Source organism: Pseudomonas sp. G166 (assembly GCF_037027455.2).
Taxonomy (GTDB): domain Bacteria; phylum Pseudomonadota; class Gammaproteobacteria; order Pseudomonadales; family Pseudomonadaceae; genus Aquipseudomonas.
This window is the reverse complement of sequence record NZ_CP146985.1, coordinates 5,725,606-5,749,447: the sequence shown is the minus strand read 5'-3', so window position 1 is coordinate 5,749,447 and position 23,842 is coordinate 5,725,606. Positions and strand designations below refer to the sequence as shown.

General features: G+C 62.0%; 22 protein-coding genes. 12 read left to right on the top strand and 10 right to left on the bottom strand.

What is annotated here, in order from left to right; genetic code table 11:
• Window positions 1–45 precede the first annotated feature (45 nt).
• The gene (locus tag SGN16_RS25460; protein WP_335945890.1) at window positions 46–1,287 is read right to left on the bottom strand and encodes a TIGR03862 family flavoprotein; all 1,242 of its coding nucleotides are present in this window, start codon (window positions 1,285–1,287) and stop codon (window positions 46–48) included.
• 281 nt (window positions 1,288–1,568) lie between these two features.
• On the bottom strand, window positions 1,569–2,489 hold the full coding sequence (locus SGN16_RS25455) for a histone deacetylase (protein ID WP_335945891.1): 921 nt from the start codon (window positions 2,487–2,489) through the stop codon (window positions 1,569–1,571).
• A gap of 73 nt (window positions 2,490–2,562) precedes the next feature.
• Here SGN16_RS25455 and SGN16_RS25450 point away from each other — a divergent pair, with 73 nt between their 5' ends.
• The 3 genes from SGN16_RS25450 (at window position 2,563) to SGN16_RS25440 (ending at window position 4,696) form a co-directional block, all read left to right on the top strand.
• The gene (locus tag SGN16_RS25450) at window positions 2,563–3,132 is read left to right on the top strand and encodes a GNAT family N-acetyltransferase (protein WP_210641140.1); all 570 of its coding nucleotides are present in this window, start codon (window positions 2,563–2,565) and stop codon (window positions 3,130–3,132) included.
• Window positions 3,133–3,236: 104 nt separating this feature from the next.
• The gene (gene tesB / locus SGN16_RS25445) at window positions 3,237–4,106 is read left to right on the top strand and encodes an acyl-CoA thioesterase II (RefSeq protein WP_210641138.1); all 870 of its coding nucleotides are present in this window, start codon (window positions 3,237–3,239) and stop codon (window positions 4,104–4,106) included.
• Complete coding sequence (locus SGN16_RS25440; protein ID WP_210641136.1) at window positions 4,103–4,696, top strand: HAD family hydrolase; 594 nt, start codon at window positions 4,103–4,105, stop codon at window positions 4,694–4,696. Before tesB ends, SGN16_RS25440 begins: the two co-directional genes overlap by 4 nt.
• 142 nt (window positions 4,697–4,838) lie before the next feature.
• On the opposite strand, the gene SGN16_RS25435 is transcribed toward SGN16_RS25440, so the two are convergent.
• On the bottom strand, window positions 4,839–5,786 hold the full coding sequence (locus SGN16_RS25435) for an alpha/beta hydrolase (RefSeq protein ID WP_335945892.1): 948 nt from the start codon (window positions 5,784–5,786) through the stop codon (window positions 4,839–4,841).
• Window positions 5,787–6,674, bottom strand: a complete 888-nt coding sequence (locus tag SGN16_RS25430; RefSeq protein WP_210641133.1) for a neutral zinc metallopeptidase — start codon at window positions 6,672–6,674, stop codon at window positions 5,787–5,789.
• A 208-nt stretch (window positions 6,675–6,882) separates the two neighbouring features.
• On the opposite strand from SGN16_RS25430, the gene SGN16_RS25425 reads away from it, so the two are divergent.
• Both SGN16_RS25425 and SGN16_RS25420 read left to right on the top strand, forming a co-directional pair.
• The gene (locus tag SGN16_RS25425; RefSeq protein WP_335945893.1) at window positions 6,883–7,662 is read left to right on the top strand and encodes an IclR family transcriptional regulator; all 780 of its coding nucleotides are present in this window, start codon (window positions 6,883–6,885) and stop codon (window positions 7,660–7,662) included.
• Window positions 7,663–7,716: 54 nt separating this feature from the next.
• Window positions 7,717–8,595: a DMT family transporter gene (locus SGN16_RS25420; RefSeq protein ID WP_210641128.1), complete on the top strand. Its 879-nt coding sequence runs from the start codon at window positions 7,717–7,719 to the stop codon at window positions 8,593–8,595.
• A gap of 77 nt (window positions 8,596–8,672) precedes the next feature.
• Here SGN16_RS25420 and SGN16_RS25415 read toward each other — a convergent pair whose 3' ends face one another.
• On the bottom strand, window positions 8,673–10,010 hold the full coding sequence (locus tag SGN16_RS25415; RefSeq protein WP_210641126.1) for an MFS transporter: 1,338 nt from the start codon (window positions 10,008–10,010) through the stop codon (window positions 8,673–8,675).
• Window positions 10,011–10,280: 270 nt separating this feature from the next.
• Here SGN16_RS25415 and quiC point away from each other — a divergent pair, with 270 nt between their 5' ends.
• Together quiC and SGN16_RS25405 are read left to right on the top strand one after the other, a co-directional pair.
• The gene (quiC, locus tag SGN16_RS25410) at window positions 10,281–12,182 is read left to right on the top strand and encodes a 3-dehydroshikimate dehydratase QuiC (protein ID WP_210641124.1); all 1,902 of its coding nucleotides are present in this window, start codon (window positions 10,281–10,283) and stop codon (window positions 12,180–12,182) included.
• Between the two features lie 103 nt (window positions 12,183–12,285).
• Window positions 12,286–12,963, top strand: a complete 678-nt coding sequence (locus SGN16_RS25405) for a TetR/AcrR family transcriptional regulator (RefSeq protein WP_335945894.1) — start codon at window positions 12,286–12,288, stop codon at window positions 12,961–12,963.
• A 119-nt stretch (window positions 12,964–13,082) separates the two neighbouring features.
• Here SGN16_RS25405 and SGN16_RS25400 read toward each other — a convergent pair whose 3' ends face one another.
• From SGN16_RS25400 to SGN16_RS25385, 4 genes are all read right to left on the bottom strand, one after another.
• Window positions 13,083–13,940, bottom strand: a complete 858-nt coding sequence (locus SGN16_RS25400) for a shikimate dehydrogenase (RefSeq protein ID WP_335945895.1) — start codon at window positions 13,938–13,940, stop codon at window positions 13,083–13,085.
• Entirely contained in the window at window positions 13,940–14,380 is a 441-nt protein-coding gene (gene aroQ, locus SGN16_RS25395; protein WP_041023044.1) for a type II 3-dehydroquinate dehydratase, read from the bottom strand. Before aroQ ends, SGN16_RS25400 begins: the two co-directional genes overlap by 1 nt.
• Window positions 14,381–14,597: 217 nt before the next feature.
• Window positions 14,598–15,677, bottom strand: a complete 1,080-nt coding sequence (trmA, locus tag SGN16_RS25390) for a tRNA (uridine(54)-C5)-methyltransferase TrmA (protein ID WP_210641117.1) — start codon at window positions 15,675–15,677, stop codon at window positions 14,598–14,600.
• Window positions 15,674–16,969, bottom strand: coding sequence for an NCS2 family permease (locus tag SGN16_RS25385; protein ID WP_210641115.1), 1,296 nt, complete (start codon window positions 16,967–16,969; stop codon window positions 15,674–15,676). Before SGN16_RS25385 ends, trmA begins: the two co-directional genes overlap by 4 nt.
• Before the next feature lie 204 nt (window positions 16,970–17,173).
• On the opposite strand from SGN16_RS25385, the gene SGN16_RS25380 reads away from it, so the two are divergent.
• The 5 genes from SGN16_RS25380 to SGN16_RS25360 all read left to right on the top strand — a co-directional run bounded on the left by SGN16_RS25380 (window position 17,174) and on the right by SGN16_RS25360 (window position 22,158).
• On the top strand, window positions 17,174–17,629 hold the full coding sequence (locus SGN16_RS25380) for a DUF4879 domain-containing protein (RefSeq protein ID WP_210641113.1): 456 nt from the start codon (window positions 17,174–17,176) through the stop codon (window positions 17,627–17,629).
• Window positions 17,630–17,704: 75 nt separating this feature from the next.
• Window positions 17,705–18,271 carry a DJ-1 family glyoxalase III gene (locus tag SGN16_RS25375; RefSeq protein WP_210641111.1) on the top strand — a complete coding sequence of 189 codons (567 nt, stop codon included), beginning with the start codon at window positions 17,705–17,707 and terminating at the stop codon, window positions 18,269–18,271.
• Between the two features lie 166 nt (window positions 18,272–18,437).
• A complete protein-coding gene (locus tag SGN16_RS25370; RefSeq protein WP_335945896.1) occupies window positions 18,438–18,962 on the top strand; it encodes a (2Fe-2S)-binding protein in 525 nt (174 codons plus the stop codon).
• On the top strand, window positions 18,959–19,957 hold the full coding sequence (locus tag SGN16_RS25365) for a xanthine dehydrogenase family protein subunit M (RefSeq protein WP_335945897.1): 999 nt from the start codon (window positions 18,959–18,961) through the stop codon (window positions 19,955–19,957). Before SGN16_RS25370 ends, SGN16_RS25365 begins: the two co-directional genes overlap by 4 nt.
• Window positions 19,957–22,158, top strand: coding sequence for a xanthine dehydrogenase family protein molybdopterin-binding subunit (locus tag SGN16_RS25360; RefSeq protein ID WP_335945898.1), 2,202 nt, complete (start codon window positions 19,957–19,959; stop codon window positions 22,156–22,158). The genes SGN16_RS25365 and SGN16_RS25360 overlap by 1 nt, the downstream gene beginning before the upstream one ends.
• On the opposite strand, the gene SGN16_RS25355 is transcribed toward SGN16_RS25360, so the two are convergent.
• Window positions 22,155–23,393, bottom strand: coding sequence for an MFS transporter (locus SGN16_RS25355; RefSeq protein WP_335945899.1), 1,239 nt, complete (start codon window positions 23,391–23,393; stop codon window positions 22,155–22,157). The genes SGN16_RS25360 and SGN16_RS25355 overlap by 4 nt on opposite strands.
• Window positions 23,394–23,842 lie beyond the last annotated feature (449 nt).

Sequence of the window (23,842 nt, the reverse complement as noted above, 5' to 3'; positions counted from 1 at the left end):
ACTCCTGTGGGAGCGCGCTTGCTCGCGATGGGCACGCCTGGGTCTTCAATCCAGGCGCCGCAACCACTCCAGCATACCTAGCCCCGCCGCGCGGCCGCTGGCGAAGCAGGCCGTGAGCAGGTAGCCGCCGGTCGGCGCTTCCCAATCGAGCATTTCCCCGGCGCAGAACACGCCGGGTAGTTGCTTGAGCATCAAGCGTTCGTCCAAGGCGTCGAAGGTCACGCCACCGGCGCTGCTGATGGCTTCGTCCAGGGGGCGGGTTTTCACCACGGTGATAGGCAAGGCCTTGATCGCCAGGGCCAGGCGCGCCGGGTCAGTGAAACAATCGGCGGGCGTGAGTTCGCGCAGCAGCGCGGCCTTGACCCCGTCGATGCCCAACTGGCTATGCAAGTGCTTGGCCATCGAGCGTGAACCGCGGGGCTTGTTCAGCGCTTGCTGGACTTTGTCCACAGGTCTCCCTGGCAGCAGGTCCAGGTGGATCGTTGCGCTGCCGTGTTGGTTGATGGCTTCGCGAATCGCTGCCGACAGCGCGTAGATCAGGCTGCCTTCGATGCCGGTGGCGGTGATCACGCATTCGCCGAGGCGCGGTGCATCGTCGCCCAGGCCGATGGCGATGTTCTTCAACGGGGCACCGGCGAATTTGCTGACCATCAAATCGCTCCAGGCCTGCACGTCGAACCCGCAATTGCTCGGCTGCAGTGGTGCAAGGACTACACCGCGCTGTTCCAGCGGCAGCATCCAGGCGCCGTCGGAGCCCAGTCGCGCCCAACTGCCACCGCCCAGTGCCAGCAGTGTCGCGTCGGGGCGTAGCGTTTTCTCACCTTCCGGACTCGCTATTCGCAAGCTGCCATCGGGGTTCCAACCGAGCCAGCGATGGCGTGTGTGGATCAGCACGCCGGCATCACGCAGGCGCTTGAGCCAGGCGCGCAGCAGCGGGGCGGCTTTCATGTCGGTAGGAAAGACCCGTCCGGAGCTGCCGACGAAAGTGTCGATGCCCAGCCCGTGAATCCATTCGCACAATTGCTCGGCGCCGAATGCCCGCAGCAACGGAGCGATGTTTGGCGCGCGTTCGCCGTAGCGGGACAGAAATGCCGGGAAGGCTTCGGAGTGGGTAATGTTCATGCCGCCGACACCGGCCAGCAGGAATTTCCTGCCCACTGAAGGCATACCGTCGTACAGGTCGACCTGGATCCCGGCCTGGCTCAACACCTCGGCCGCCATCAGGCCGGCGGGGCCGCCGCCGATGATGGTGATGCTTGGGGTGTGGGGTTGGGTGGTCGAGGTCATGGCGTGGGCTGCGGAAGCGGGATTAAGCGCGGCATTCTATCAGCACAGAATTCCTGTGGGAGCGAGCATGCTCGCGATAGCCGTGTGTCAGTTGGTATCGATCTAGCCGATCCACCGCAGTCGCGAGTAAGCTCGCTCCCACAGGGTATGGGGTGTTTTTGAAGTGTGTGATCAAAAAACAGTCAGACCTCTGCAGGCTACATGCGGCATGGCCTGTAAGCCGTTTCACTCAGGTTATCCACAGGCCGGCCCACAGGCATTGTGGGTAACGCGCCCAGCGTTCAATGACAACCTGATGACGCCCAGACCTTTTGTGCGCTGTGGTGCAGGATCCCGTGGCGGCGGGCCAGGGCCTTGCGGTCCTTGCTGTAGCCGCCGCCGATCACGCCGACCACCGGGATATCCCGTCCCAGGCAATGGCGCATGACGCTCTCATCCCGGGCGGCGAGGCCTTCGTCGGTCAGCTTCAGGTAACCGAGGGCATCGTCCTTGTGGACATCGACACCGGCGTCATACAGCACCAGGTCAGGCTGGTAGAGCGGCAGCAGGTAGTTGAGCGCATCGTCCACCACTTTCAAATAAGCGGCATCTTCCATGGCCATCGGCAAGGGGATGTCCCAGTCGCTTTGCGCCTTGCGTGCAGGAAAATTCTTTTCGCAGTGCAAGGAAACTGTCACGGCGTCCGGAGTGTCATGGAGTATTCGGGCGGTGCCGTCGCCTTGATGCACATCACAGTCGAAAATAAGCACCCGCGAGACCCGGCCGCTGGCCAGGAAATATCGGCTGATCACCGCCAGGTCGTTGAAAATGCAAAATCCGGCCGGGTGGTCGTAATGGGCGTGATGGGTGCCGCCGGCCAAGTGACAGGCCAGCCCGTGTTCGAGGGCCTGTTCAGCCGCCAGCAGCGAGCCGCCCACGGCGCGTACCGTTCGGCGGGCCAGGGCTTCGCTCCAGGGCAGGCCAAGCCGCCGCTGGTCCTCACGACACAACTCGCCGCCCATATAGCGTTCGATATAGGCGCGGTCATGGGCCAGGGCGAGGATATCTGGCGGGCACAGTGCCGGGCGCAGCAGGTCGGCGTCGCGGGTCAGGCCGCTGTCCACCAGGTGATCGCGCAGCAGGCGGAACTTGTCCATGGGGAAACGGTGTTCCGCCGGGAATTCGGGGCTGTAGTCTTCGTGATAGATCAGTGGCAGCGGCATGGTGTTTTCAGTGGTGATTATGTGACGGATCCTACCAGCGTTGTAGACTCTGGGGCATGGAAGGGGAGTGAAGATGGAGCCGATACTGGAACTGGAAAGCGCGCGGCTGCTGTTGCGGCAGTGGCGTGACGAGGACTTGCCGGAATTTGCCGCCATGTCTGCCGATCCGCAGGTGATGCGATATTTCCCGGCGCCCTTGAGCCGGCTGGAAAGCGCCGCCTTGATCGGCCGCGTGCGTGGGCATTTTGCCGAGCATGGTTTTGGGTTGTGGGCACTGGAGCGCAAGGACACCGGGGCGTTCATTGGCTTTACCGGGCTGGGCGTGGTCGGGTTCGACGCACCGTTCACACCGGCCATCGAGATCGGCTGGCGTCTGGCGCGGGAGCACTGGGGGCTGGGCTATGCCAGCGAGGCGGCGTGGACCGCGTTGCGCTGTGCCTTCGACCAGTTGTTGCTGGACGAAGTGGTGGCGTTCACCGCTGTGGATAACCTGCCGTCGCAAAAAGTCATGCAGGCGATCGGCATGCACCACGCTGCGGCTGACGACTTTGAACACCCAAAGCTCGCGGTCGGGCATCCATTGCGTCACCATGTGCTCTATCGCATCAACCGTGAACAGTGGCTACAGACCCTGCACGGTTAGCCGACACGGACGTTTACAATGCCCGCCACAATGGCCCGGGCCAACAATCGATCCACCGCCGCAGCGCAGACTGCGCGGTGTTGCGCTGTGTGAGGAAAGTCTGAATGAGCCACGTGTTGGAAGATCTGGTCGACCTGCTGACCCTGGAACCGATCGAAGAGAACCTGTTTCGCGGTCGCAGCCAGGACCTGGGGTTCCGTCAGTTGTTCGGTGGCCAGGTGCTGGGCCAGTCGTTGTCGGCGGCCAGCCAGACCGTGGAAGAGGCGCGCCATGTGCATTCGATGCACGGTTATTTCCTGCGTCCGGGTGACGCCGCACTGCCGGTGGTCTACCAGGTGGACCGGGTGCGTGATGGCGGCAGTTTCAGCACCCGCCGCGTGACGGCGATCCAGAAGGGCAATCCGATTTTTACCTGCAGTGCATCGTTCCAGTACGACGAACAGGGCTTTGAGCACCAGAGCAGCATGCCGCAAGTTGTCGGGCCGGAGAACCTGCCATCCGAGCTGGAGCTGACCCAGCAGCGCGCGCACCTGTTGCCTGAGCACATGCGTGAAAAGCTGCTGTGCGCCAAGCCGATCGAGGTGCGCCCGGTCACCGAAAAAGACCCTTACAACCCGCAACCGGCCGATCCGATCAAATACGTGTGGTTCCGCGCCGATGGCGCCCTGGCCGATTCGCCGGCCTTGCACAAATACCTGCTGGCCTACGCCTCGGACTTCGGCCTGTTGACCACTTCGCTGTTGCCCCACGGCAAATCGGTGTGGCACAAGGATATGCAGGTCGCCAGCCTCGACCACGCCTTGTGGTTCCACGCCGACCTGCGCGCCGATGACTGGTTGCTCTACGCCATGGATAGCCCATGGGCCGGCAACTCCCGCGGGTTCTCCCGGGGCAGCGTGTTCAATCGTGCCGGGCAACTGGTGGCGTCGGTGACCCAGGAAGGCCTGATCCGCCATCGCAAGGACTGGGCATGAGCCTGGCCGAAGTACGGCACTGGGTATTCGACATGGACGGCACGCTGACCATCGCCGTGCATGATTTCGCGGCGATCCGCGTGGCCCTGGCGATTCCGGCCGAAGACGACATCCTCACCCACCTGGCGGCGTTGCCAGCGGATGAAGCCGCGGCCAAGCATGCCTGGCTGCTGGAGCACGAGCGGGACCTGGCGCTGGGCTCCAAGCCTGCACCGGGGGCGGTCGAGTTGGTGCGCGAGCTGGCGGCACGTGGTGTTCGCTTGGGGATCCTGACCCGCAACGCCCGCGAGCTGGCCCACGTGACCCTCGAAGCCATCGGCCTGGCGGACTGTTTCGCCGTGGAGGATGTGCTGGGCCGCGACGAAGCTCCGCCCAAGCCCCATCCCGGTGGTTTGCTGAAGCTGGCCGAGGCCTGGAGCGTGGCACCGGAGGCGATGGTGATGGTCGGCGACTACCGCTTCGACCTGGACTGCGGTCGCGCGGCCGGGGCGCGGACGGTGTTGGTGAATCTGCCGGACAATCCGTGGCCGGAGTTGACGGATTGGCATGCGCGCGATTGTGTCGAGTTGCGGCGGATGCTTTCTGCTTGAGATTGATATCGGCTCGCTAGCCGTCATCGCGAACAAACTCGCTCCCACCGTGGATTGGTGGCGACTCAGATTTTTTAATCGGCAGCGAACCCCTGTGGGAGCGAGCTTGCTCGCGATAGGGCCCTCTCACGCGCTACAAAATTCACTGGCCAAACAACACCTTCAACCCCTCAGGCGAAGTCAACATCCCATCCCCGTTATGCCCCACCCCTGGCACTTCGATCAGCCGCTGGTTCAACCCAACGGGATGGCGCCGGGTCAGGTAGTCAAAAAAGAAATGACCACGCAATAACCGATACGGCCCCTGGGTTTGCGCTTCACAACCTTTATCCAGGGCCGGATGTTCCGGATCGGTGTCTTGTTGTCCGAGCAAATAGACGATGTCGCGCTTGATGTAGTTGTTTTCCAGCTGCGCGGGTGTTTGCCCGGCTGCATAGGTGGGCAGGCCCTGCAGACCGTACTTCCAATGATTGAAGCCTGGACAACTGGCAGGGTCGAAAGCCATGGGCCGTTGTGCATCGAAGTAGGCATAGGACGACGGGTTGGCGATGACAAAGCGTGGCTCGATCCGATATTGGCCGTGGGCGAGCAGGGCATAGCGCTGCACGACCTGGGCGCCGCCGGAATGGCCGGCGATGATGATCTGCTTCACTTCGGGAAACTGCTGCCGGTCGCTGACTCGCGCAATGATGTCGTCGAGGACCTGAAAGGAACTGACTGGATTCGGCCCTGTGGATAAGCCGCCGGCCATCCAGTCGTTGCCTTGCCAGCGCAGCAGGTCGTTGGGCAATTGATGGCGCGCAACGTCCTGTTCGTTGAGAAATTGCGGGGCGATGATCAGGGTCGTGGCTAGTTGGCCGGCCTGGCCTGCGGCCTTTTCCGCGCTGTGCAGGTAGGTGTCGGCATTACGCAGCCGACCATGGACAATAATCAGCACGCGCTGGATAGACGTGGGGGGCGGGCTTACGTCGACGGCCATGGCGCCGCCCTTGAACTGCAAGCGCCCTTGGGCCACAACGTTCACGCCGTGTTCGTTTGCCTGGGCGACGGTGCAGCACAGCGCCAGCCCCATCAACGCCGCCCACTTCATCTACAGGTTTTTCGCCGCGAACGTGTCGCACTGGTTGACCTGGCCCTGGGCGAAGCCGGTCTTGAACCAGCGCACCCGCTGCGCCGACGTGCCATGGGTAAAGGAATCCGGTACCACGCGGCCCTGGCCTTGTTGCTGCAAGCGGTCATCGCCGATGGCGTTGGCGGCGTTCAAGGCCTCCTCAATGTCCCCCGGCTCCAGCCAGTTCAGGCGTTTTTGCGCGTGGTTGGCCCACACGCCCGCCAGGCAATCGGCCTGCAATTCCTGGCGGACCAGCAAGCCGCCGTCACCTTCCATCTGCCGGCCTTGTTGGCGGGCTTCCTGGATTTTTGCCGACACACCGAGCAGGGTCTGCACATGGTGCCCGACTTCATGGGCGATGACGTAGGCCTGGGCGAAGTCCCCGGCGGCAGAGAAACGCTGGGACATTTCCTTGAAGAAACTCATGTCCAGGTAGACCTGCCGATCAGCCGGGCAATAGAACGGGCCGGTTGCCGAAGAGGCGAGGCCACAGGCCGAGTTGACCCGGCCGCTGAACAGCACCAGCTTCGGCTGCTGGTACTGGCGCCCGGCTTGCTGGAAGACCTGGCCCCAGGTGTCTTCGGTGTCGCCGAGGATCGAGCGCACGAATTCGGCCTGCTCATCGTTGGCCGGTGGCGCCTGGCGGGTTTGTGAGGAGGCGGGCGCAGAGCTCTGGTCCATCTGCCCGGCCAGTTGCCCGAGGATCTGCATCGGGTCCTGGCCGGTGATCCAGCCGATGCCGACGATCAGGATGATGGCCGTCAGGCTCAAACCCTTGCCGCCGCCGAAGCGCATCCCACCGCCGCCGCCACCGTCGCCGCGGGCGTCCACCACGTTGTCACTGCGGCGACCTTTTTTCCATAACATGTGGGGAATCCTCTGATTGACAGTGTGAAGAGTGCTGCCGATGTTGCGGTGAGTCTAGCTTTTGGGAAGCCTGGATGCGCGTAGTGCTTGAGCTTTCAGGCAATCACCGCGGCTTTTGGTTCATCGACCCATGAAGGGTTTCCAGTTCCAGAATTTGCATTAAACTCTGCATATTTTAGAATCGACTAACATTTCATTTGGATTTCCCATGGCCGGCAGTCAAATCGAACGGGTCTTCAACGTGCTGGAAAGCCTGGCCAGCGATCCCCACGGCTGGCCGCTGCAAGGGCTGGCCGAGCAGTTGCAAATTCCCAAGAGTGCCACTCACCGCCTGCTCGCCGAGCTGATGCGTCTGGGCTATGTACGTCAGAATCCGGAGAACCTGCGTTATCACTTGTCGACCCGCTTGGTCGCCATGGGTTTTCGCTACCTGTCGCGCAGTGGTGCGGACATCGTTCAGCCGGTGCTCGATCGCCTGGCGCGGGACACTGGGGAACTGGTGCGCCTGGGCGTCATCGAGGGGGATCGCCAGACCTGGATCGCCAAGTCCCAGGGCGCGCGCTCCGGCTTGCGCTACGACCCGGACATGGGCCGCGAGGCTCCGTTGTTCTATACCGCCTCGGGGCATGCCTGGCTGGCGTGCATGAGCGACAGTGAGGCGTTGGCCCTGGTTGAGCGGCAGGTGAACCAGGTGCCCACCCAGGAACTGGGGCCGAACGCGCCACGCGACACGGTTGAATTGCTCCAATACCTGCGACAGGCCCGTGAGCAAGGCTATGCCTGCGTCGAGGAAAGCTCGGCGGTCGGCACCTCGGCCATTGCCGCCGTGGTGCGACATCCACTGGACGGTCGGGTCGTCGGCGTCCTCAGCGTTGCCGGGCCCAGCGCGCGAATGCCCCGGGCGCGCTTGCATGGGCTGGCACCGACCTTGCTGGCGTTTGCCGAGGAGCTGTCCCAAGCCAGTCAGGCATCGGAGCTGTTCAGCTGAATCCGTGGTCGCAGATATTGGCTCTTACCTACACACGCAACGCAGGATTCCTACATGACCGTCAGCACCCCGCTTTCCGGCGTCAATCAGGCCTTCAAGGGCATCCTGCTTATTCTCTGCGCGACATTCCTGTTCTCCAGTCATGACGCCCTGTCGAAATATCTCTCGGGTTTCTATCCGATCATCATGGTGGTGTGGGCTCGATACGTGGTGCACACGTTGCTGATGGCCGGTATTTTCCTGCCGCGCTCGGGACTGCGGGTCCTGCGGACCAAACGCCCTCTGTGGCAGCTGGCACGGGCACTGTGTCTGCTGGGCACCAGCCTGTTCTTTACCACGGCCCTGATGTATATCCCGTTGGCCGAGGCGACTGCGGTCAACTTCTTGGCCCCGGTGCTGGTCACCGCGCTGTCGGTGCCATTGTTGGGCGAGCACGTGACGCGTGGCCAATGGATCGCAGTGATCTTCGGTTTTATCGGGGTGTTGATCATCGTCCATCCCGGCGGGGATCTGTTCACGCCGGCGGTGTTGTTGCCGTTCTGCTCGGCGCTGTTTTTCTGCTTCTACCAGTTGCTCACGCGCAAGCTCAGTGAGATCGACAGTCCGACCACCAGCAACTTCTTCGCGGGCCTGTGCAACACGTTGGTGATGAGCGCACTGGTGCCGTTCTTCTGGCAAGTGCCGAGCCTGTTGCACGGGGCGATGATGCTGGCGCTGGGGGCCTGCGGGATGACGGCGCATTTGATGCTGACCCAGGCCTTCCGTTTTGCCGCCCCGGCACTGCTCGCGCCGTTCGGGTACTGCCAGATTGTGTTTGCCGGGCTGCTGGGTTGGTTGCTGTTCAGCCACACGCCGACGTTGACCACGGTGGTGGGTATCGCTCTGATTTGCTTGAGTGGGCTGGCGGCAGCGTGGCAACAGCGGCGGAGCTGATGTGGTCCCCTGTGGCGAGGGGATAAATCCCGTCGCCACAAAGGTGTTCGACTTGATTGCTCGAAACTGGCCCGGTATCAGTTTTCCAGCGTAGGCACCTTGCGCGGCGCCATGAAGTACAGCCAGGTCAGGGCGATGAAGTACATCGCCGGGATCAGGGTGAACAACACGGTGTAGTTGTTATTGGTGATCGTGAGGATGTGGCCCACCAACTGGGTCATGAACATCCCGCCGATGGCTGCGCACATGCCGCCGAAGCCGAACACTGTACTCATCATGTGTTTGGGCGTGTAGTCCATCACCAGGCTCCAGATGTTCGCGGTCCAGGCCTGGTGCGCGCCGATGGCCAGGGAAATGGCAAACACCGCCATCCAGAGGTTGCTTGCGCCGGCGGCCATGATCACGCCGATGATGCAGCAGGCGAACAGCAGCATGGACACCAGTCGCGCTTTGATTGGGTTGAGGCCGCGGCCGATCAGGAACGAAGACAGGATGCCGCCGCCCACACTGCCGAAGTCAGCGGTGAGGTAAATGATGATCAACGGGATGCCCATCTGGGTCACGTTGATGCCCAGGTTGTATTGCTGGTTCAGGAACGGCGGCAGCCAATACAGGTAGAACCAGAACACCGGGGCCGTGATCGAGTAGGCCAGGGCGAACGCCCAAGTGCCACGCATGCGCAGGATCCGGGAGAAAGGCACGCGGACCTGGTCCGGTTCGTCCTGGGCCTGGATGTAGTCCAGTTCCGACTGTTTGACGCTGGGGTGATCTTCCGGGTTGAAGTATTTCAGGCCCCAGAACAGCAGCCAGACTCCGCCCAGCGCAGACATGCACAGGAACGCCGCCTGCCAGCCCCACACGTGCAGGATCAGTGGCAGTAGCATCGGGGTGAACATCGCGCCGACGTTGGTCCCCGCGTTGAAAATGCCAGTGGCTACCGCCCGTTCACCGGCCGGAAACCACAGCCGCGTGGTCTTCACGCAGGCCGGGTAGTTGGCCGCTTCGGTCAGGCCCAGGATAAAGCGGCAGACCATGAAACCCACTGCGGAGGTGGCCAGGCCGTGGGCGCCGGTCGCCAGGCTCCAGAGCAGTACTGCGCAAAAGAACACGCGCTTGACGCCAATCCGGTCGATCAGCCGACCCTGCAGGATGAAGCCGACGGCATAGCCGACCTGGAACCAGAAGTTGATGTTGGCGTAATCCATCGCCGTCCAGCTCATCTCCTTGGCAAGAATCGGCTGCATCACGCCCAAGGCGGCGCGGTCGATGTAGTTCAGGGTGGTGGCAAAAAACACCAGGGCGAGCATGCCCCAGCGGGTCTTGCCTACGGCCATGGCGCCGCGGATCTTGTCACCGATGCCACTGGTCGAAACACCCAGGCCGGGGGTCAGGCGGGAGCTTTGGGAAGGAATCATAGCGGGTACCCGTTTTGAAATTCTTATGGTTGGTCTGGGTCTGTCCATTGATGCCGGCGGCCAGGGCCTGCGTCAATGTGGGAGCGATGGTGCGCAGTGAGCAAAAAATCGTCAATTCGGCAATCGGCATTTTGTTCGATAATCGCCCAAAAAACTAACCGAATGGTACATATTAAATTGCTCAAAGAAATCGGCAGCCCAATAATCGGCTGACTCTTTCAAAAAACGGCGCACCTTTTGTAGCCGATGCCTGTCCCGGGAGCCGAAGTCATGCAGCGTTCCATTGCCACCGTATCCTTGAGCGGTACCCTGCCGGAAAAACTCGAGGCCATTGCCGCCGCCGGTTTCGACGGAGTGGAGATTTTCGAGAACGACCTTCTCTACTACGATGGCAGCCCTCGGGAAATCAGGCAGATGTGTGCTGACCTAGGCATCGCCATCACGTTGTTCCAGCCGTTTCGTGACTTTGAAGGCTGCCGCCGCGACCGTCTGGCGCGTAACCTGGAGCGAGCCGAGCGCAAGTTCGACCTGATGCAGGAGCTGGGCACCGACCTGGTGCTGGTGTGCAGCAATGCCTCGGCCGACAGCGTCGGTGATGAACAGATTCTGATCGATGACTTGCGGTTGCTGGCCGAACGGGCCGGTGCACGGGGCTTGCGCATCGGTTATGAGGCGCTGGCCTGGGGCCGGCACGTGAATACTTATCAACAGGTCTGGAACATCGTGCGTCAGGCCGATCATCCCAGTCTCGGTGTATTGCTCGACAGCTTCCACACCTTGTCCCTCAAGGGCGATCCGAGTGCGATTGCCGAGATCCCCGGCGAGAAGATTTTCTTCGTGCAAATGGCCGACGCACCGATCCTGGCGATGGATGTGCTGGAGTGGAGCCGGCATTTCCGTTGCTTCCCCGGGCAGGGCGAGTTCGACTTGCCGGGTTTCCTGGCACCGATCATCAAGAGTGGCTACACCGGGCCATTGTCGCTGGAAATCTTCAACGACGGCTTCCGCGCCGCGCCGCCACGGGCCAATGCCGCCGACGGTCTGCGCTCGCTGCTGTACCTGGAAGAAAAGACCCGTCAGCGCCTGGCCGAAGAAGCGCCGTCCACCCGCAATGCCGATATCCTCTTCGCCACACCGCCGGCCAGTGAATACAACGGCATCGAGTTTCTCGAGTTCGCCGTGGACGATAACCTCGGCGCCAAGCTGTCCCACTGGCTGGAACGGCTGGGGTTCGTCAAGGCCGGTCAGCATCGTTCCAAGAACGTGAGCCTGCTGCGCCAGGGCGACATCAACCTGATCCTCAATAGTGAGCCGTACTCCTTCGCCCACAGCTTCTTCGAAGCTCATGGACCGTCGCTGTGCGCCACTGCCGTGCGGGTGAAAAACAGTGCCAGCGCCTTGGAGCGAGCCGTTGCCTACAAGGGCCAGCCCTATCGCGGGCTGGTGGGCCCCAACGAACTGGAACTGGCGGCGGTGCGCGCCCCGGATGGCAGCCTGATCTACCTGGTGGACCAGCAGGCCGATGTCTATGGCACCGATTTCAATTTGCAGCCCGGTGCCGTCATCGGCGCCGGGCTCAAGCGCATCGACCACATGGCGATGGCGCTGCCGGCCGACAGCCTTGATAGTTGGGTGCTGTTCTACAAGAGCTTGCTGGATTTCGAGGCCGACGACGAAGTGGTGTTGCCCGATCCTTATGGCCTGGTAAAAAGCCGCGCCCTGCGCAGCCGCTGCAGTTCGATCCGGCTGCCGCTGAACATTTCCGAGAACCGCAACACTGCGATATCACACGCCCTGTCGAGTTATCGAGGTTCGGGGGTGCATCACATTGCCTTCGATTGCGATGACATCTTTGCCCAGGTCAGCCGCGCCAAGGAGGCCGGTGTGCCGTTGCTGGACATTCCGCTCAACTATTATGACGACCTGGCGGCGCGGTTCGATTTCGACGATGAGTTTCTCAGTGAGCTGGCGTATTTCAACGTGCTGTACGACCGTGATGCCCAGGGTGGCGAGTTGTTCCACGTTTACACCGAGCCGTTCGAAGGGCGGTTTTTCTTTGAGATCATCCAGCGCAAGAACGGCTACGCCGGTTACGGCGCGGCCAACGTCGCGGTGCGACTGGCGGCCATGGCCAAGTCGCGCAGCGGTGGCTTGCGGCATGCCAAGTTGTAGGGAAATCGTAAATGCGGCGGTAATGGGCAATGCCGTGGCTTCCTTCACTGCACGGTGCGGCCCATAATCGCCGATCTGTGCAGTGATGGCCGTGAGCCCCGCAATGACTATGAATTCAGAGCTTTCCGCTGCCCTCGACGAACCCGTCGCCGCGCCGCGCAAGAGTCGCAAGAACAACCCGGAGAAAACCCGGGAGAACATTCTTCAGGAAGCCATCGTCGAGTTCGTCCAGCAGGGCCTGTCCGGCGCCCGGGTCGACGCCATCGCCGAGCGCATCCACACCTCCAAGCGCATGATCTACTACTACTTCGGCAGCAAGGAGCAGTTGTACGTCGAGGTGTTGGAAAAACTCTACGGGGATATCCGCAATACCGAGAGCCGCCTGCACTTGGCCGAGCTGGCGCCGGTCGATGCGATCCGGCGCCTGGTGGAGTTCACCTTCGACCACCACGACCGCAATGTGGATTTTGTGCGCATCGTCTGCATCGAGAACATCCACAACGCCGAATACGTGAAGCAGTCAGGCGCGATCAAGGCGATGACCAATACCATCCTCGATTCCTTGGGCGTGATCTTGCGTCGAGGCGCCGAAGAGGGCGTGTTCCGTCCCGATCTCCAACCGCTGGACGTGCACTTGCTCATCAGTTCTTTCTGCTTTTACCGTGTGTCCAACCGCCAGACGTTCGGTGAGATCTTTCAGATCGACCTGTCGGACGAAGCGATCAAACAGCGGCATCGCGAGATGGTTTGTGAGTCGGTGTTGCGGTATCTACAGTCCTGACCCTGAAACCTTTGTGGGAGCGAGCTTGCTCGCGATAGCAGTCTGTCAGTCACATCAACATTGGCTGATCCACCGCTATCGCGAGCAAGCTCGCTCCCACAAGGAATTATCACCAGGGTTTAGTGATTCATGCTCTGGAAATGCTCGAGCATCCGCTGCGCATCCGGCGCCACACCGCTGAACAGTTCGAACGCCTTCACCGCCTGGAACACCGCCATGTTGCCGCCATCCAGCGTGCGGCAACCGAGGGCGCGGGCGTTGCGCAGCAGTTCGGTTTCCAGTGGGAAGTAGACGATTTCCGCGACCCACAACTCGCCCCGCAACAGTTCGACCGGCACCGGCATGCCTGGCAGTTTCGCCATGCCCATGGGCGTGGTGTTCACCAGGCCATCGGCATCGGCCATGGCGCTGGCCAAGTCATGTCCGGCCCGGGCCCGGCCTGCGCCGAAGTGTTGGTTCAGGTTGTTCGCCAGGGCCTCGGCGCGGCTGACTTCGACATCAAAAATGCTCAGCGTCTGTACGCCTTCTGCCAGTAGCGCGTGGGCAACCGCCGCGCCAGCACCCCCGGCGCCCATCTGGACTACGTGCCGGCGGGAAACACTGCCCAGCCCGCGACGAAAACCTTCGGCGAATCCCAGGCAGTCGGTGTTGTGGCCGATGCGTTTGCCATCCTTGAGCACCACGGTATTCACGGCGCCAATGCCTCGGGCCTCGGCTGACAGCTCGTCCAGCAGCGGGATGATCGCCTGTTTGCAGGGAAAGGTGATGTTCAGGCCGGTGAAGTTCATGTGCTCGGCGGCCTTGAGCAAATCGGGCAGGGCGCCGCTGTCGAGTTTCAATGCATCGAGGTCGATCAGCCGATAGAGGTAACGCATGCCTTGGGCATCGCCTTCATGCTCATGCAGCGCCGGTGTGCGAGACGCCTGGATGCCCGCGCCGATCAGGCCGGCCAGCACAGTGATATTCGACATGCTCATCAACCCTTTAACCGCTGACTGAAATGTTCCAGGGCCAGGCGATAACCATGGCTGCCAAACCCGCACATCACGCCGATGGCGACGGATGAGACAAAGGAGTGATGGCGAAAGGTTTCCCGGGCGTGGACGTTGGACAGGTGAACTTCGATGACGGGGACCTCGCTGGCCACCAAGGCGTCGCGGATTGCCACTGAGGTGTGGGTCCAGGCCGCTGGGTTAATGACGATGCCGGCACATCGGCCGCGTGCGCCATGCACCCAGTCCAGCAATTCGCTTTCCTGGTTGGTCTGGCGAAACTCCACCGCCAGGCCGAATTCTTCAGCGGCGCGGCCGCACAGTGCGGAGATGTCCGCCAGGGTTTCATGACCATAAGTCGCCGGCTCGCGGGTGCCGAGCAGGTTCAGGTTCGGGCCGTTGAGCACCAGAACGATCGGAGGCATCGCAATTTCTCCACATTTTTATTGTTGGCGTCGGCCAGGTTTCGGCCGGTGGAGATAAATTGTACTAGATGGTTAATTTGGTCAAATAAAGCCGCCGTCGCTGGCTAATAAGTGTTCGATGATCGAACACCACCTTGGTCGGGAGGTAAGGGAGGGTAATTGTGGTAAGGGGATAAATCCCCTCGCCACAGATGAAACACAGGGAGTGTTGCAGCGTTCAGCGCCGCGTCAGCAATACCCCGGACTCCATGTGATGGGTCCAAGGGAATTGATCGAACATCGCGCAGCGGGTGATGCGATGGGTGTCGTGCAGTTGCGCGATGTTGGCAGCGAGGGTTTGCGGGTTGCACGAGATGTAGAGGATGTTCTCGAAGCGCCGGGTCAGCTCGCAGGTGTCCGGGTCCATGCCGGCGCGGGGCGGGTCGACGAAGACGCTGCCGAATTCGTAGCTTTTCAGGTCAATGCCATGCAGGCGGCGGAATGGCCGGACTTCGTTCAAGGCTTCGGTCAGTTCCTCAGCGGACAAGCGCACCAGGGTGACGTTATCCACCGCATTCTCGCTGAGGTTGCTCAGCGCAGCATTCACCGAGGTCTTGCTGATCTCGGTGGCCAACACTTTGCGCACACGGGTGGCCAGGGGCAGGGTGAAGTTGCCATTGCCGCAGTACAACTCCAGCAGATCGTCGTTGCGATCGCCCAGCGCTTCATAAGCCCAGTTGAGCATCTTCTGGTTCACCGCGCCGTTGGGCTGGGTGAAGGCGCCTTCGGGTTGGCGATAGCTGAAGGTGCGGCCGCCGACGTCGAGTTTCTCCACTACGTAGTCATGGCCGATTACTTCGCGCTTGCCCTTGGAACGACCGATGATGCTCACGCCCAGGTCGCTCGCCAGTTTCGTGGCCGCTGCGTGCCAGTGTTCATCCAGCGGGCGGTGATAGCACAGGGTGATCATCGCATCGCCGGCCAGGGTGGTCAGGAACTCCACCTGAAACAGCTTGTGGCTCAACGGCGCGCTGGCCTGCCAGGCCGCCTTGAGTTGCGGCATCAATTGGTTGATGCGCAGGCTGGCGATGGGAAACTCTTCAATGAGGATCGGTGTGCGCTTGTCGTCCTGGGAGAACATCGCGTAATGCCGTTCGCCGGCCTCGCGCCATAGGCGGAATTCGGCGCGCAGGCGGAAGTGCTCCAGTGCTGAGTCGAATACAGCGGGCTCAGGAGCATCGAACGGGGCCAGCAGGTCACGCAAGCGGGTGACCTTGTCCTGGAGCTGGGCGGCGTAGGCTTGGGAATCAAAAGTCATGCGTTGAACCAACCCAACTTGATCACGAACAGAATCGACAGGATGACCAGCGCCGGGTTCAGCTCACGGCCACGGCCGGACACCAGTTTAATGGCGGTCCAGGCGATGAAACCGAAGGCGATGCCGTTGGCGATGGAATAAGTGAATGGCATCGCCAGGGCAGTCACCACCACGGGGGCGGCGACAGTGATGTCGTCCCAATCGATTTCCGCCAGGCCCGAGGTCATCAGTACGGCGACGAACAACAGGGCTGGGGCGGTGGCGAAGGGCGGGACGCTGGCGGCCAGTGGCGAGAAGAACAGTGCCAGCAGGAACAGGATCGCCACCACGATGGCGGTCAGGCCGGTACGGCCGCCGGCACTGACGCCCGCCGCCGACTCGATGTAGCTGGTGGTGGTGGAGGTGCCCAGCAGCGAACCGGCCATGGCGGCGGTGCTGTCGGCGATCAGCGCGCGGCCCATTTTCGGCATGTGGCCGTCCTTGCCCATCAGCCCGGCGCGCTTGGCGACGCCTATCAGGGTGCCAGAGTTGTCGAACAGGTCGACGAACAGGAAGGCGAAGATCACGCTCACCAGGCCGATGTCCAGGGCGCCCTTGATGTCCAGTTGCAGGAACGTTGGGGCCAGGGACGGCGGCATGGATATCACGCCGCCGAACGGGGTGAAGCCCATCAGGATCGAAACAATGGTGACCGCCAGGATGCCGATCAGCACCGCGCCGCGCACTTTCAGCGCTTCGAGGGCGACGATCAGGACGAAGCCGAGGGTTGCGAGAATCGGCGCCGGTTGCTTCAGGTCGCCGAGGCCGACCATGGTCGCCGGGTTTTTCACCACGATGCCGGCGTTATTGAGGGCGATCAGTGCCAGGAACAAGCCGATACCGGCAGCGATGGCCGAGCGCAGGGGCAGCGGGATGCTGTTGATGATCCACTCGCGGATGCGAAAGATCGACAGCATGAAGAACAGTACGGCGGAAATGAACACCGCGCCCAGCGCCACTTGCCAGGTATGGCCCATGTGCAGGACCACGGTGTAGGTGAAGAAGGCATTCAGGCCCATGCCTGGTGCGAGGGCGATCGGGTAGTTGGCGATCAGGCCCATGACGGTGGACCCGATGGCTGCCGCCAGGCAGGTGGCGACGAACACCGCGCCCTTGTCCATGCCGGTTTCGCCGAGGATGCTCGGGTTGACGAACAGAATGTAGGCCATGGCCAGGAAGGTCGTGACGCCCGCCAGGATCTCGGTCCGCACGTTGGTATTGTGTGCCTTGAGTTGAAACAGCCTTTCCAGCATGTCTGCTCCCCGTGGCGCGCCGGGCGCCGTGAATGTATCGACCTCAACAGCAAAGCACAGGTCGCCAGCGGCGCCCGGGAATTTTCTGTGGGTCGGAAAAAGCCGCGCATCATACCAGCAGCATGGCGTTGTGGCTGCGATCGTCGTCGATGTTTTGCCGGCGCGCCAAGTGGGCCATACTGCGCGCGGTTTCGGGAGGTCTCTATGTTTCGCATGAATAAACACGTGGTGACGGCGTTGGGTTGCGCACTGGGCCTGTGGTGGCCCGGGCAGGCCGTCAATGCCGCGTCGGCGCCGCCCTTGAGCGAGGTCAAGGTGCTCAAGGTCGAATCGCCGGCCTGTGGCTTCGAGGACATCGCCCAAGGACAGGCGCAGACCCGTTGCGATCACCGTGGGCCGAACATCAAGGTCTACGTGTTGGAGATCGGTTATGGCCGTGAGCCCCAGGTCACGCTGGACGGTTTCGAGGTCGACGGCACCCGCTCGCCGGTGTGTGCATACAGCAATGGCAACCTCAACGATTGTTCGGCCAAGACCAAGATCGTCGGCTATCTGTACATCTTCGATCTGAAGGGCAAGCAGGAAGGCACCTTCAGCTTCAGCAACATCTCGATCAATGCACCGGGCAACCGGATGTCGACCCAGTTGTACATTAAATAGCCTGCCGGCATGACAAGCCGAACGCGATCCGGCAAACCTGACTAGGCTTCAGTAACCACCCAGTGGAGAGCGCCCATGATGCCTGGAACCAAAATGCCAAGAGCCCTGATTGCCGTCGCCGAAGGTGTCGATGACTTGCAGACGGTCACTCTGGTCGATGTGCTGCGTCGAGCACAGATCGAAGTGGTGCTGGCGAGCATCGAAGGACGGCGGATGCTCACCTGTGCCCGCGGCACGCGCCTGACCGCCGATGGCATGCTGGTGGACATGCTCGTGCAGGATTTCGACCTGATCGTCTTGCCTGGTGGCATTATCGGCGCCCAACATCTGGCGGCCCATCAACCGTTGCAGCAATTGATCAAGAACCAGGCTGGCACCGGACGTTTTTTTGCCGCCATCGCTGAAGCCCCGGCCCTGGTGCTCCAAGCGTTCGGCGTACTGCGCCAGCGCCGCATGACTTGCCTGCCCGCCGTGAGCCAGCAGTTGTCCGGTTGCAACTTCGTGGATCAACCGGTGGTGGTGGATGGCAACTGCATCACCGCCCAAGGCTCGGCGGCCGCCCTGGCGTTTGCCTTGACGCTGGTGGAGCAACTCTGTGGCAAGGGCGTGAGAAACGTAGTGGCGGCGGAGTTGTTGGCCTGACACGCTTCACTGTGGCGAGGGAGCTTGCTCCCGCTCGGCTGCGCAGCAGACGTAGGCAATCTTGCGTCGTTAACTTGCCTTGAACGCTCACCCCACCCAGAAGTCGTACCCCTTATGACGGCGGTTTCCCAAAACGCCGCGAGTACGACCAACCGTGAGGTGTTCCATGAGCGCGACCCTGTCCGAAGCGACGCCGGCATCCTACGCCCGTCATCCTATCCGTCTGAAACTCAATGGCCTGGTGCGTGAACTGCAGGTGCTGCCCTGGACCACGCTGCTGGACCTGCTGCGTGAGCAATTGGACCTGGTGGGCAGCAAGAAAGGCTGTGACCACGGTCAATGTGGCGCCTGTACGGTGCTGCGCGATGGCAAACGGATCAACGCCTGTCTGACGTTGGCGGTGATGTGCGACGGCGCCGAGTTGACCACCATTGAAGGCCTGGCCAGCCATGGGCAATTGCATCCCATGCAGCAGGCGTTCATCACGCATGACGCGTTCCAGTGCGGTTATTGCACACCGGGGCAAATCTGTTCGGCGGTGGGGTTGGTCAACGAAGGCAGGGCGCAGACCCGCGCTCAGATCAGCGAGTTGATGAGCGGCAACCTGTGCCGCTGTGGGGCCTACACCAATATTTGTGATGCCGTCGAAGCGGCATTGCCGCTCTGCCAGCAACCGGGAGGTGATCAATGAATCCCTTCCAGTACAGCAAGCCCGCCACCGTGCAGGCCGCCGTCGACTTGTCGAGCCCGGTTTCACGCTTCATTGCCGGCGGCACTAACCTGCTGGACCTGATGAAAGAAAACCTCACGCGCCCCGAGCACCTGATCGACATTACCGGGCTGCCCCTGGCGGACCTCAGCGAAACCCCATCCGGCGGGGTGATGATCGGCGCCTTGGTGAGCAATGCCGACCTGGCTTGGCACCCCTGGATCGAGCGCCGCTATCCGCTGCTGTCCCAGGCGATCCTGGCCGGTGCCTCGCCGCAATTGCGCAACATGGCCAGCACCGGCGGCAATCTGCTGCAACGCACTCGCTGTTATTACTTCTATGACGCCAACGTCGCGTGCAACAAACGCCAGCCTGGCAGTGGCTGCCCGGCTCGGGATGGCTTGAACCGGATCCATGCGATTTTCGGCGCCAGCGATCAATGTGTCGCGACTCACCCCTCCGACATGTGCGTGGCCCTGGCCGCGCTGGAAGCGGTGGTCCATGTGCTGGGCCGAGGCGGGGCGCGGACCATCGAGTTTGCCGATTTTCATCGTCTGCCCGGTGATGCTCCGCAGCGGGATAACCAATTGGCCGATGATGAGTTGATCACCGCCATCGAGTTGCCGGCCCGCGGTTTCGCCGACCATAGCCACTACTTGAAGATTCGAGATCGGGCCTCCTACGCCTTTGCCCTGGTGTCGGTGGCGGCGGCGCTGGAGCTGGACGGGGCGGTGATCCGCCAGGCGCGCCTGGCCCTGGGCGGCGTGGCCCACAAACCCTGGCGCGACCGGGCCGTGGAGAGCTGGCTGACCGGCCAGACCGTCAGCCGCGAGACGTTCGCCGCTGCCGCCGATGCGCTGCTGCAAAGCGCCGAGCCGCTGGCACACAACGGTTTCAAGGTCAGACTGGCGCGCCGGGCGATTGTCCGTGCATTGAGCGATGCCGCACTGGGTGCTGCGCAGGGAGGGCAAGCCTGATGAACGCTTCAAGCAAATCCATAGGGCAGCCACTGGACCGGGTCGATGGCCTGCTCAAGGTCACGGGCCAGGCCCGTTATGCCGCTGAATATCCCGAGGACGGCCTGCTACATGGCAGCGTCGTGTCTGGCACGATCGCCCGTGGACGCGTGCTGCGTATCGATGCTTCGCGAGCCTTGGCGTTGCCCGGTGTAGTTGCGGTGATCGACCATACCAACCGGCCCAGGATCGCCAGCTACGATGAACCTTACCAAGATGCTGACGCTGCGGACGGTTCGCCGTTCCGGCCGCTGTACGACGACCAGGTCCTCTACAGCGGCCAGCCCCTGGCCTTGGTCGTGGCGGACAATCTTGAGCTGGCCCGCCATGCCGGCTCACTGATTGAAATCGAATATGAAGCCCAGGACCATCAGACCGATCTGGCCATCCTGCAAAACGAAGCCCATTGCGCTCCGGCCGAACTGCCCAAGCCCCGTGGGAATTTTCAGGGTGAGTACGCAAGTGCGGCGCTCAGTGTGGATGTGTCCTACAGCACACCGATTGAACACCACAACCCGATGGAGCCGCATGCTTCTACCGTGTTGTTTCAACCCGACGGCAGCTTGCACATCCACGACAAGACTCAAGGCACGCAAAACTGCCAGGCCTATGTGCAAAAAGTGTTCGGGCTCGAGAAAGAGCAGGTGCGTGTGTTCGCCGCATATGTCGGCGGCGCCTTTGGTTCCGGACTGCGGCCACAATATCAATTGCCTTTGGCCGTGATGGCGGCACTGGCGCTCAAGCGCTCCGTGCGGGTCAGCCTGACGCGCCAGCAGATGTTTACCTTCGGCTATCGACCGCGCACCTTGCAGCGTTTGCAACTGGGGGCGGCGGCCAACGGGCGGTTACTGGCCGTGGCCCATACGGCTGTCGCCCAGACTTCGCGCTTCGAAGATTTCACCGAACATGTGGTGGAGTGGAGCGGCATGCTCTATCACTGCGACAACGTGGCGCTGACCTACAAGTTGGTGCCGCTGGACGTCTACACGCCGTTGGACATGCGCGCGCCTGGCGCAGCCCTGGGCCTGATTGGGCTGGAATGCGCCATGGATGAACTGGCCTGCGCCCTGGCGATCGATCCGGTGCAACTGCGGTTGATCAACTACGCCGAGCGTAACGAGAACGAAGGCAAGCCGTATTCCAGCAAGCAATTGCGTGAGTGTTACGCCCAGGGCGCCCGCCGTTTCGGTTGGGACAAGCGCAACCCGGAACCGCGCAGCATGCGTGAGGGCCGGCAACTGGTGGGCTGGGGCATGGCCGGTGGCGTGTGGGAAGCCATGCAGCAGAAGGCCAGCGCCAAGGCTTCGCTGGGGGCTGACGGCAAGCTGACCGTCAGCAGCGCCACCACTGACATCGGTACTGGGACCTACACAGTCATGACCCAGATCGCCGCCGAGGCGTCGGGTGTTTCTCTTGAAGACGTCAGCTTTGTCCTCGGTGATTCGTCGTTGCCTACAGCACCGCTGCAGGGCGGTTCGTTCACCGTCTCATCGGTGGGCACTGCTGTGCAGCAGGCCTGTGAAGCCCTGAAGGAAAAGCTGTTGGCCGTGGCCCGGCAGACGTGCCCGGCCTTCAGTGGCGCGACCCTTGAGCAAGTGACGTTTGCCGATGGCCAACTGCGGTTGGGCGAGGTGAGCGTCGCTTTGGCCGAGTTGGCGCAAAAAAGTGGCGAGACACCGCTGCAGGCCCAGGTCACTGCAGAGCCGGACGAAAAGCGCCAGGCCTACGCCACCGCCACCCACTCGGCGGTGTTCGTTGAGGTTTGGGTGGATGAAGACCTGGGCACGGTGAAGGTCAATCGGGTGGTCAGCGCCATTGCCGCCGGGCGGGTGATCAACCCGAAAACCGCTCGCAGCCAGATTCTCGGTGGTGTGGTCTGGGGCATCGGCATGGCCCTGCACGAAGAAACCCTGACCGACCATGGGCTGGGCCGCCACATGAACCACAGCCTGGCCGAGTACCATCTGCCGGTTAACGCCGACATTGGCGATATTGACGTGGTTTTTGTCGATGAACACGATGAAATCGTCAACGCCCTCGGGTCCAAGGGCGTTGGTGAAATCGGTATCGTCGGTGTGGCAGCGGCGGTGGCCAATGCGATCTATCACGCCACCGGCAAACGGGTTCGGGACTTTCCGATCACCCTCGACAAGTTGCTCTAGGCTTTTGCGGTTTCCGCCGGTTCGTGCATCCGGTCGCGGTTGGCCAGGGTCGGGAACAGTTTGATCCAGGCCCCGGTTACCAGCAGCGTGCCAACTCCGCCCATGACCACCGCCGGCACGGTGCCGAACCAGTGGGCGGTCAGGCCGGATTCGAACTCGCCCAACTGGTTCGAGGCGCCGATGAACAGCCCGTTCACCGCGCTGACTCGACCGCGCATTTCATCCGGTGTTTCCAACTGCACGAAGGAGGCGCGGATGACCATGCTGATCATGTCCGCCGCGCCCAGTACCACCAACACCGCGAGGGAAAACCAGAACGAAGTGGAGAGGCCGAACGCAATAGTGGCGACGCCGAACACGCCCACGGCGGTAAACATCACCCGGCCCACCTTGCGCTCCACGGCAAATCGCGCCAGCCACAGCGACATCAGCAAGGCCCCGACCGCGGGCGCCGACCGCAACAGGCCCAGGCCCCAGGGGCCGGTGAGCAGGATGTCCTTGGCGAACACCGGCAGCAGCGCCGTCGCACCGCCGAGCAACACCGCGAACAGGTCCAGGGAGATTGCCCCGAGAATGTCCGGACGGCTGCGAATGAAGCGAATCCCGGCCAGCAACGAGTCCATCGTGGCCTTGCCTTTGTTCAGGGGCGTCTGCCGGGCGGGCAGGTTGAGCATCAGGCAGCAAGCGATGAGGTAGAGCAGCACGGTTGGCCCATAGACCCAGGTGCTGCCGAAGGCGTAGAGCAAGCCGCCGAGGGCCGGGGCGACAATGGTGGCTGACTGTTGGGCCGACTGCGCGGCGGCCACGGCCCGGGGAAACAGTGCCGACGGTACGATGCTCGGCAGCAGCGCCTGGGTGGTCGGCATTTCGAAGGAACGGGCGGCGCCCAGCAGGAAGGCGAGGATGAAGATCATTTCCCGCGTGACATGGTCGGTGGCGCTGCCGATCGCCAGCGACAGAGCAATCAACGCCTGTAACGACTGGCAGATGGCCGCGACCTTGCGCCGGTCATAACGGTCGGCCACGTGCCCGGTATGCAGCATGAACAGCACCCGGGGCGCAAACTCCACCAGGCCCACAAGGCCCAGGTCCAAGACGTTGCCGGTCAGTTGATAGAGGTTCCAGCCGATGGCCACGGTGAGCATCTGGAAGCCGCTGGCGGTGAATATCCGGGCCAGCCAGAAGGCGATGAACGGGCGGTGGTGACGGAGCAGCAGCGGTGCTTGGCTGGGCATCTATGACGGGTCCGGAGATGAAGGCAACGAGATTATCACCGAGCTGTAACAGGAAGTTGCGCTTGCCGGAAAAAAATAGTTAGCCAAACATCGATCTCGGGCCAGGTCATCCCGTGGCGAGAGGATTTATCCCCGAGCTGTGGGAGCAAGGCTTGCTCCCACAGATCGGGGATAAATCCTCTCGCCATAAAAGTCTTCACTTATGTCCTGAGCCTCTGAGACAACCTGTCACGCGACAAAAGACCACGCCGTTCATCGGCAATAAAGCGGCTACTCTTTGATCATTGCTTGATCCAGATCAACACCTTTCGCAGTGTTGGACTGGCGGCCATCCGGCCAGAGTCCTGCGTTGTGACGGTTTTAAAAAGAACGATTTGAAAAGCATCGCACTCCATATCCCTGGGGATTGTGATGCAGGCCCCGCCCGCAGCCGGTTTTACCTGACAGAG

What these genes read in the sequence shown, in the direction of transcription:
- SGN16_RS25375 (WP_210641111.1), top strand. Translation starts at nt 17,705, where the DNA reads ATGATGCCTGGAACCAAAATGCCAAGAGCCCTGATTGCCGTCGCCGAA.
- SGN16_RS25355 (WP_335945899.1), bottom strand. Translation starts at nt 23,393, where the DNA reads ATGCCCAGCCAAGCACCGCTGCTGCTCCGTCACCACCGCCCGTTCATC.
- SGN16_RS25385 (WP_210641115.1), bottom strand. Translation starts at nt 16,969, where the DNA reads ATGCTGGAAAGGCTGTTTCAACTCAAGGCACACAATACCAACGTGCGG.
- SGN16_RS25450 (WP_210641140.1), top strand. Translation starts at nt 2,563, where the DNA reads ATGGAGCCGATACTGGAACTGGAAAGCGCGCGGCTGCTGTTGCGGCAG.
- SGN16_RS25430 (WP_210641133.1), bottom strand. Translation starts at nt 6,674, where the DNA reads ATGTTATGGAAAAAAGGTCGCCGCAGTGACAACGTGGTGGACGCCCGC.
- trmA (WP_210641117.1), bottom strand. Translation starts at nt 15,677, where the DNA reads ATGACTTTTGATTCCCAAGCCTACGCCGCCCAGCTCCAGGACAAGGTC.
- SGN16_RS25380 (WP_210641113.1), top strand. Translation starts at nt 17,174, where the DNA reads ATGTTTCGCATGAATAAACACGTGGTGACGGCGTTGGGTTGCGCACTG.
- SGN16_RS25455 (WP_335945891.1), bottom strand. Translation starts at nt 2,489, where the DNA reads ATGCCGCTGCCACTGATCTATCACGAAGACTACAGCCCCGAATTCCCG.
- aroQ (WP_041023044.1), bottom strand. Translation starts at nt 14,380, where the DNA reads ATGCCTCCGATCGTTCTGGTGCTCAACGGCCCGAACCTGAACCTGCTC.
- SGN16_RS25420 (WP_210641128.1), top strand. Translation starts at nt 7,717, where the DNA reads ATGACCGTCAGCACCCCGCTTTCCGGCGTCAATCAGGCCTTCAAGGGC.
- SGN16_RS25425 (WP_335945893.1), top strand. Translation starts at nt 6,883, where the DNA reads ATGGCCGGCAGTCAAATCGAACGGGTCTTCAACGTGCTGGAAAGCCTG.
- SGN16_RS25400 (WP_335945895.1), bottom strand. Translation starts at nt 13,940, where the DNA reads ATGAGCATGTCGAATATCACTGTGCTGGCCGGCCTGATCGGCGCGGGC.
- SGN16_RS25460 (WP_335945890.1), bottom strand. Translation starts at nt 1,287, where the DNA reads ATGACCTCGACCACCCAACCCCACACCCCAAGCATCACCATCATCGGC.
- SGN16_RS25435 (WP_335945892.1), bottom strand. Translation starts at nt 5,786, where the DNA reads ATGAAGTGGGCGGCGTTGATGGGGCTGGCGCTGTGCTGCACCGTCGCC.
- tesB (WP_210641138.1), top strand. Translation starts at nt 3,237, where the DNA reads ATGAGCCACGTGTTGGAAGATCTGGTCGACCTGCTGACCCTGGAACCG.
- SGN16_RS25405 (WP_335945894.1), top strand. Translation starts at nt 12,286, where the DNA reads ATGACTATGAATTCAGAGCTTTCCGCTGCCCTCGACGAACCCGTCGCC.
- quiC (WP_210641124.1), top strand. Translation starts at nt 10,281, where the DNA reads ATGCAGCGTTCCATTGCCACCGTATCCTTGAGCGGTACCCTGCCGGAA.
- SGN16_RS25360 (WP_335945898.1), top strand. Translation starts at nt 19,957, where the DNA reads ATGAACGCTTCAAGCAAATCCATAGGGCAGCCACTGGACCGGGTCGAT.
- SGN16_RS25365 (WP_335945897.1), top strand. Translation starts at nt 18,959, where the DNA reads ATGAATCCCTTCCAGTACAGCAAGCCCGCCACCGTGCAGGCCGCCGTC.
- SGN16_RS25370 (WP_335945896.1), top strand. Translation starts at nt 18,438, where the DNA reads ATGAGCGCGACCCTGTCCGAAGCGACGCCGGCATCCTACGCCCGTCAT.
- SGN16_RS25415 (WP_210641126.1), bottom strand. Translation starts at nt 10,010, where the DNA reads ATGATTCCTTCCCAAAGCTCCCGCCTGACCCCCGGCCTGGGTGTTTCG.
- SGN16_RS25440 (WP_210641136.1), top strand. Translation starts at nt 4,103, where the DNA reads ATGAGCCTGGCCGAAGTACGGCACTGGGTATTCGACATGGACGGCACG.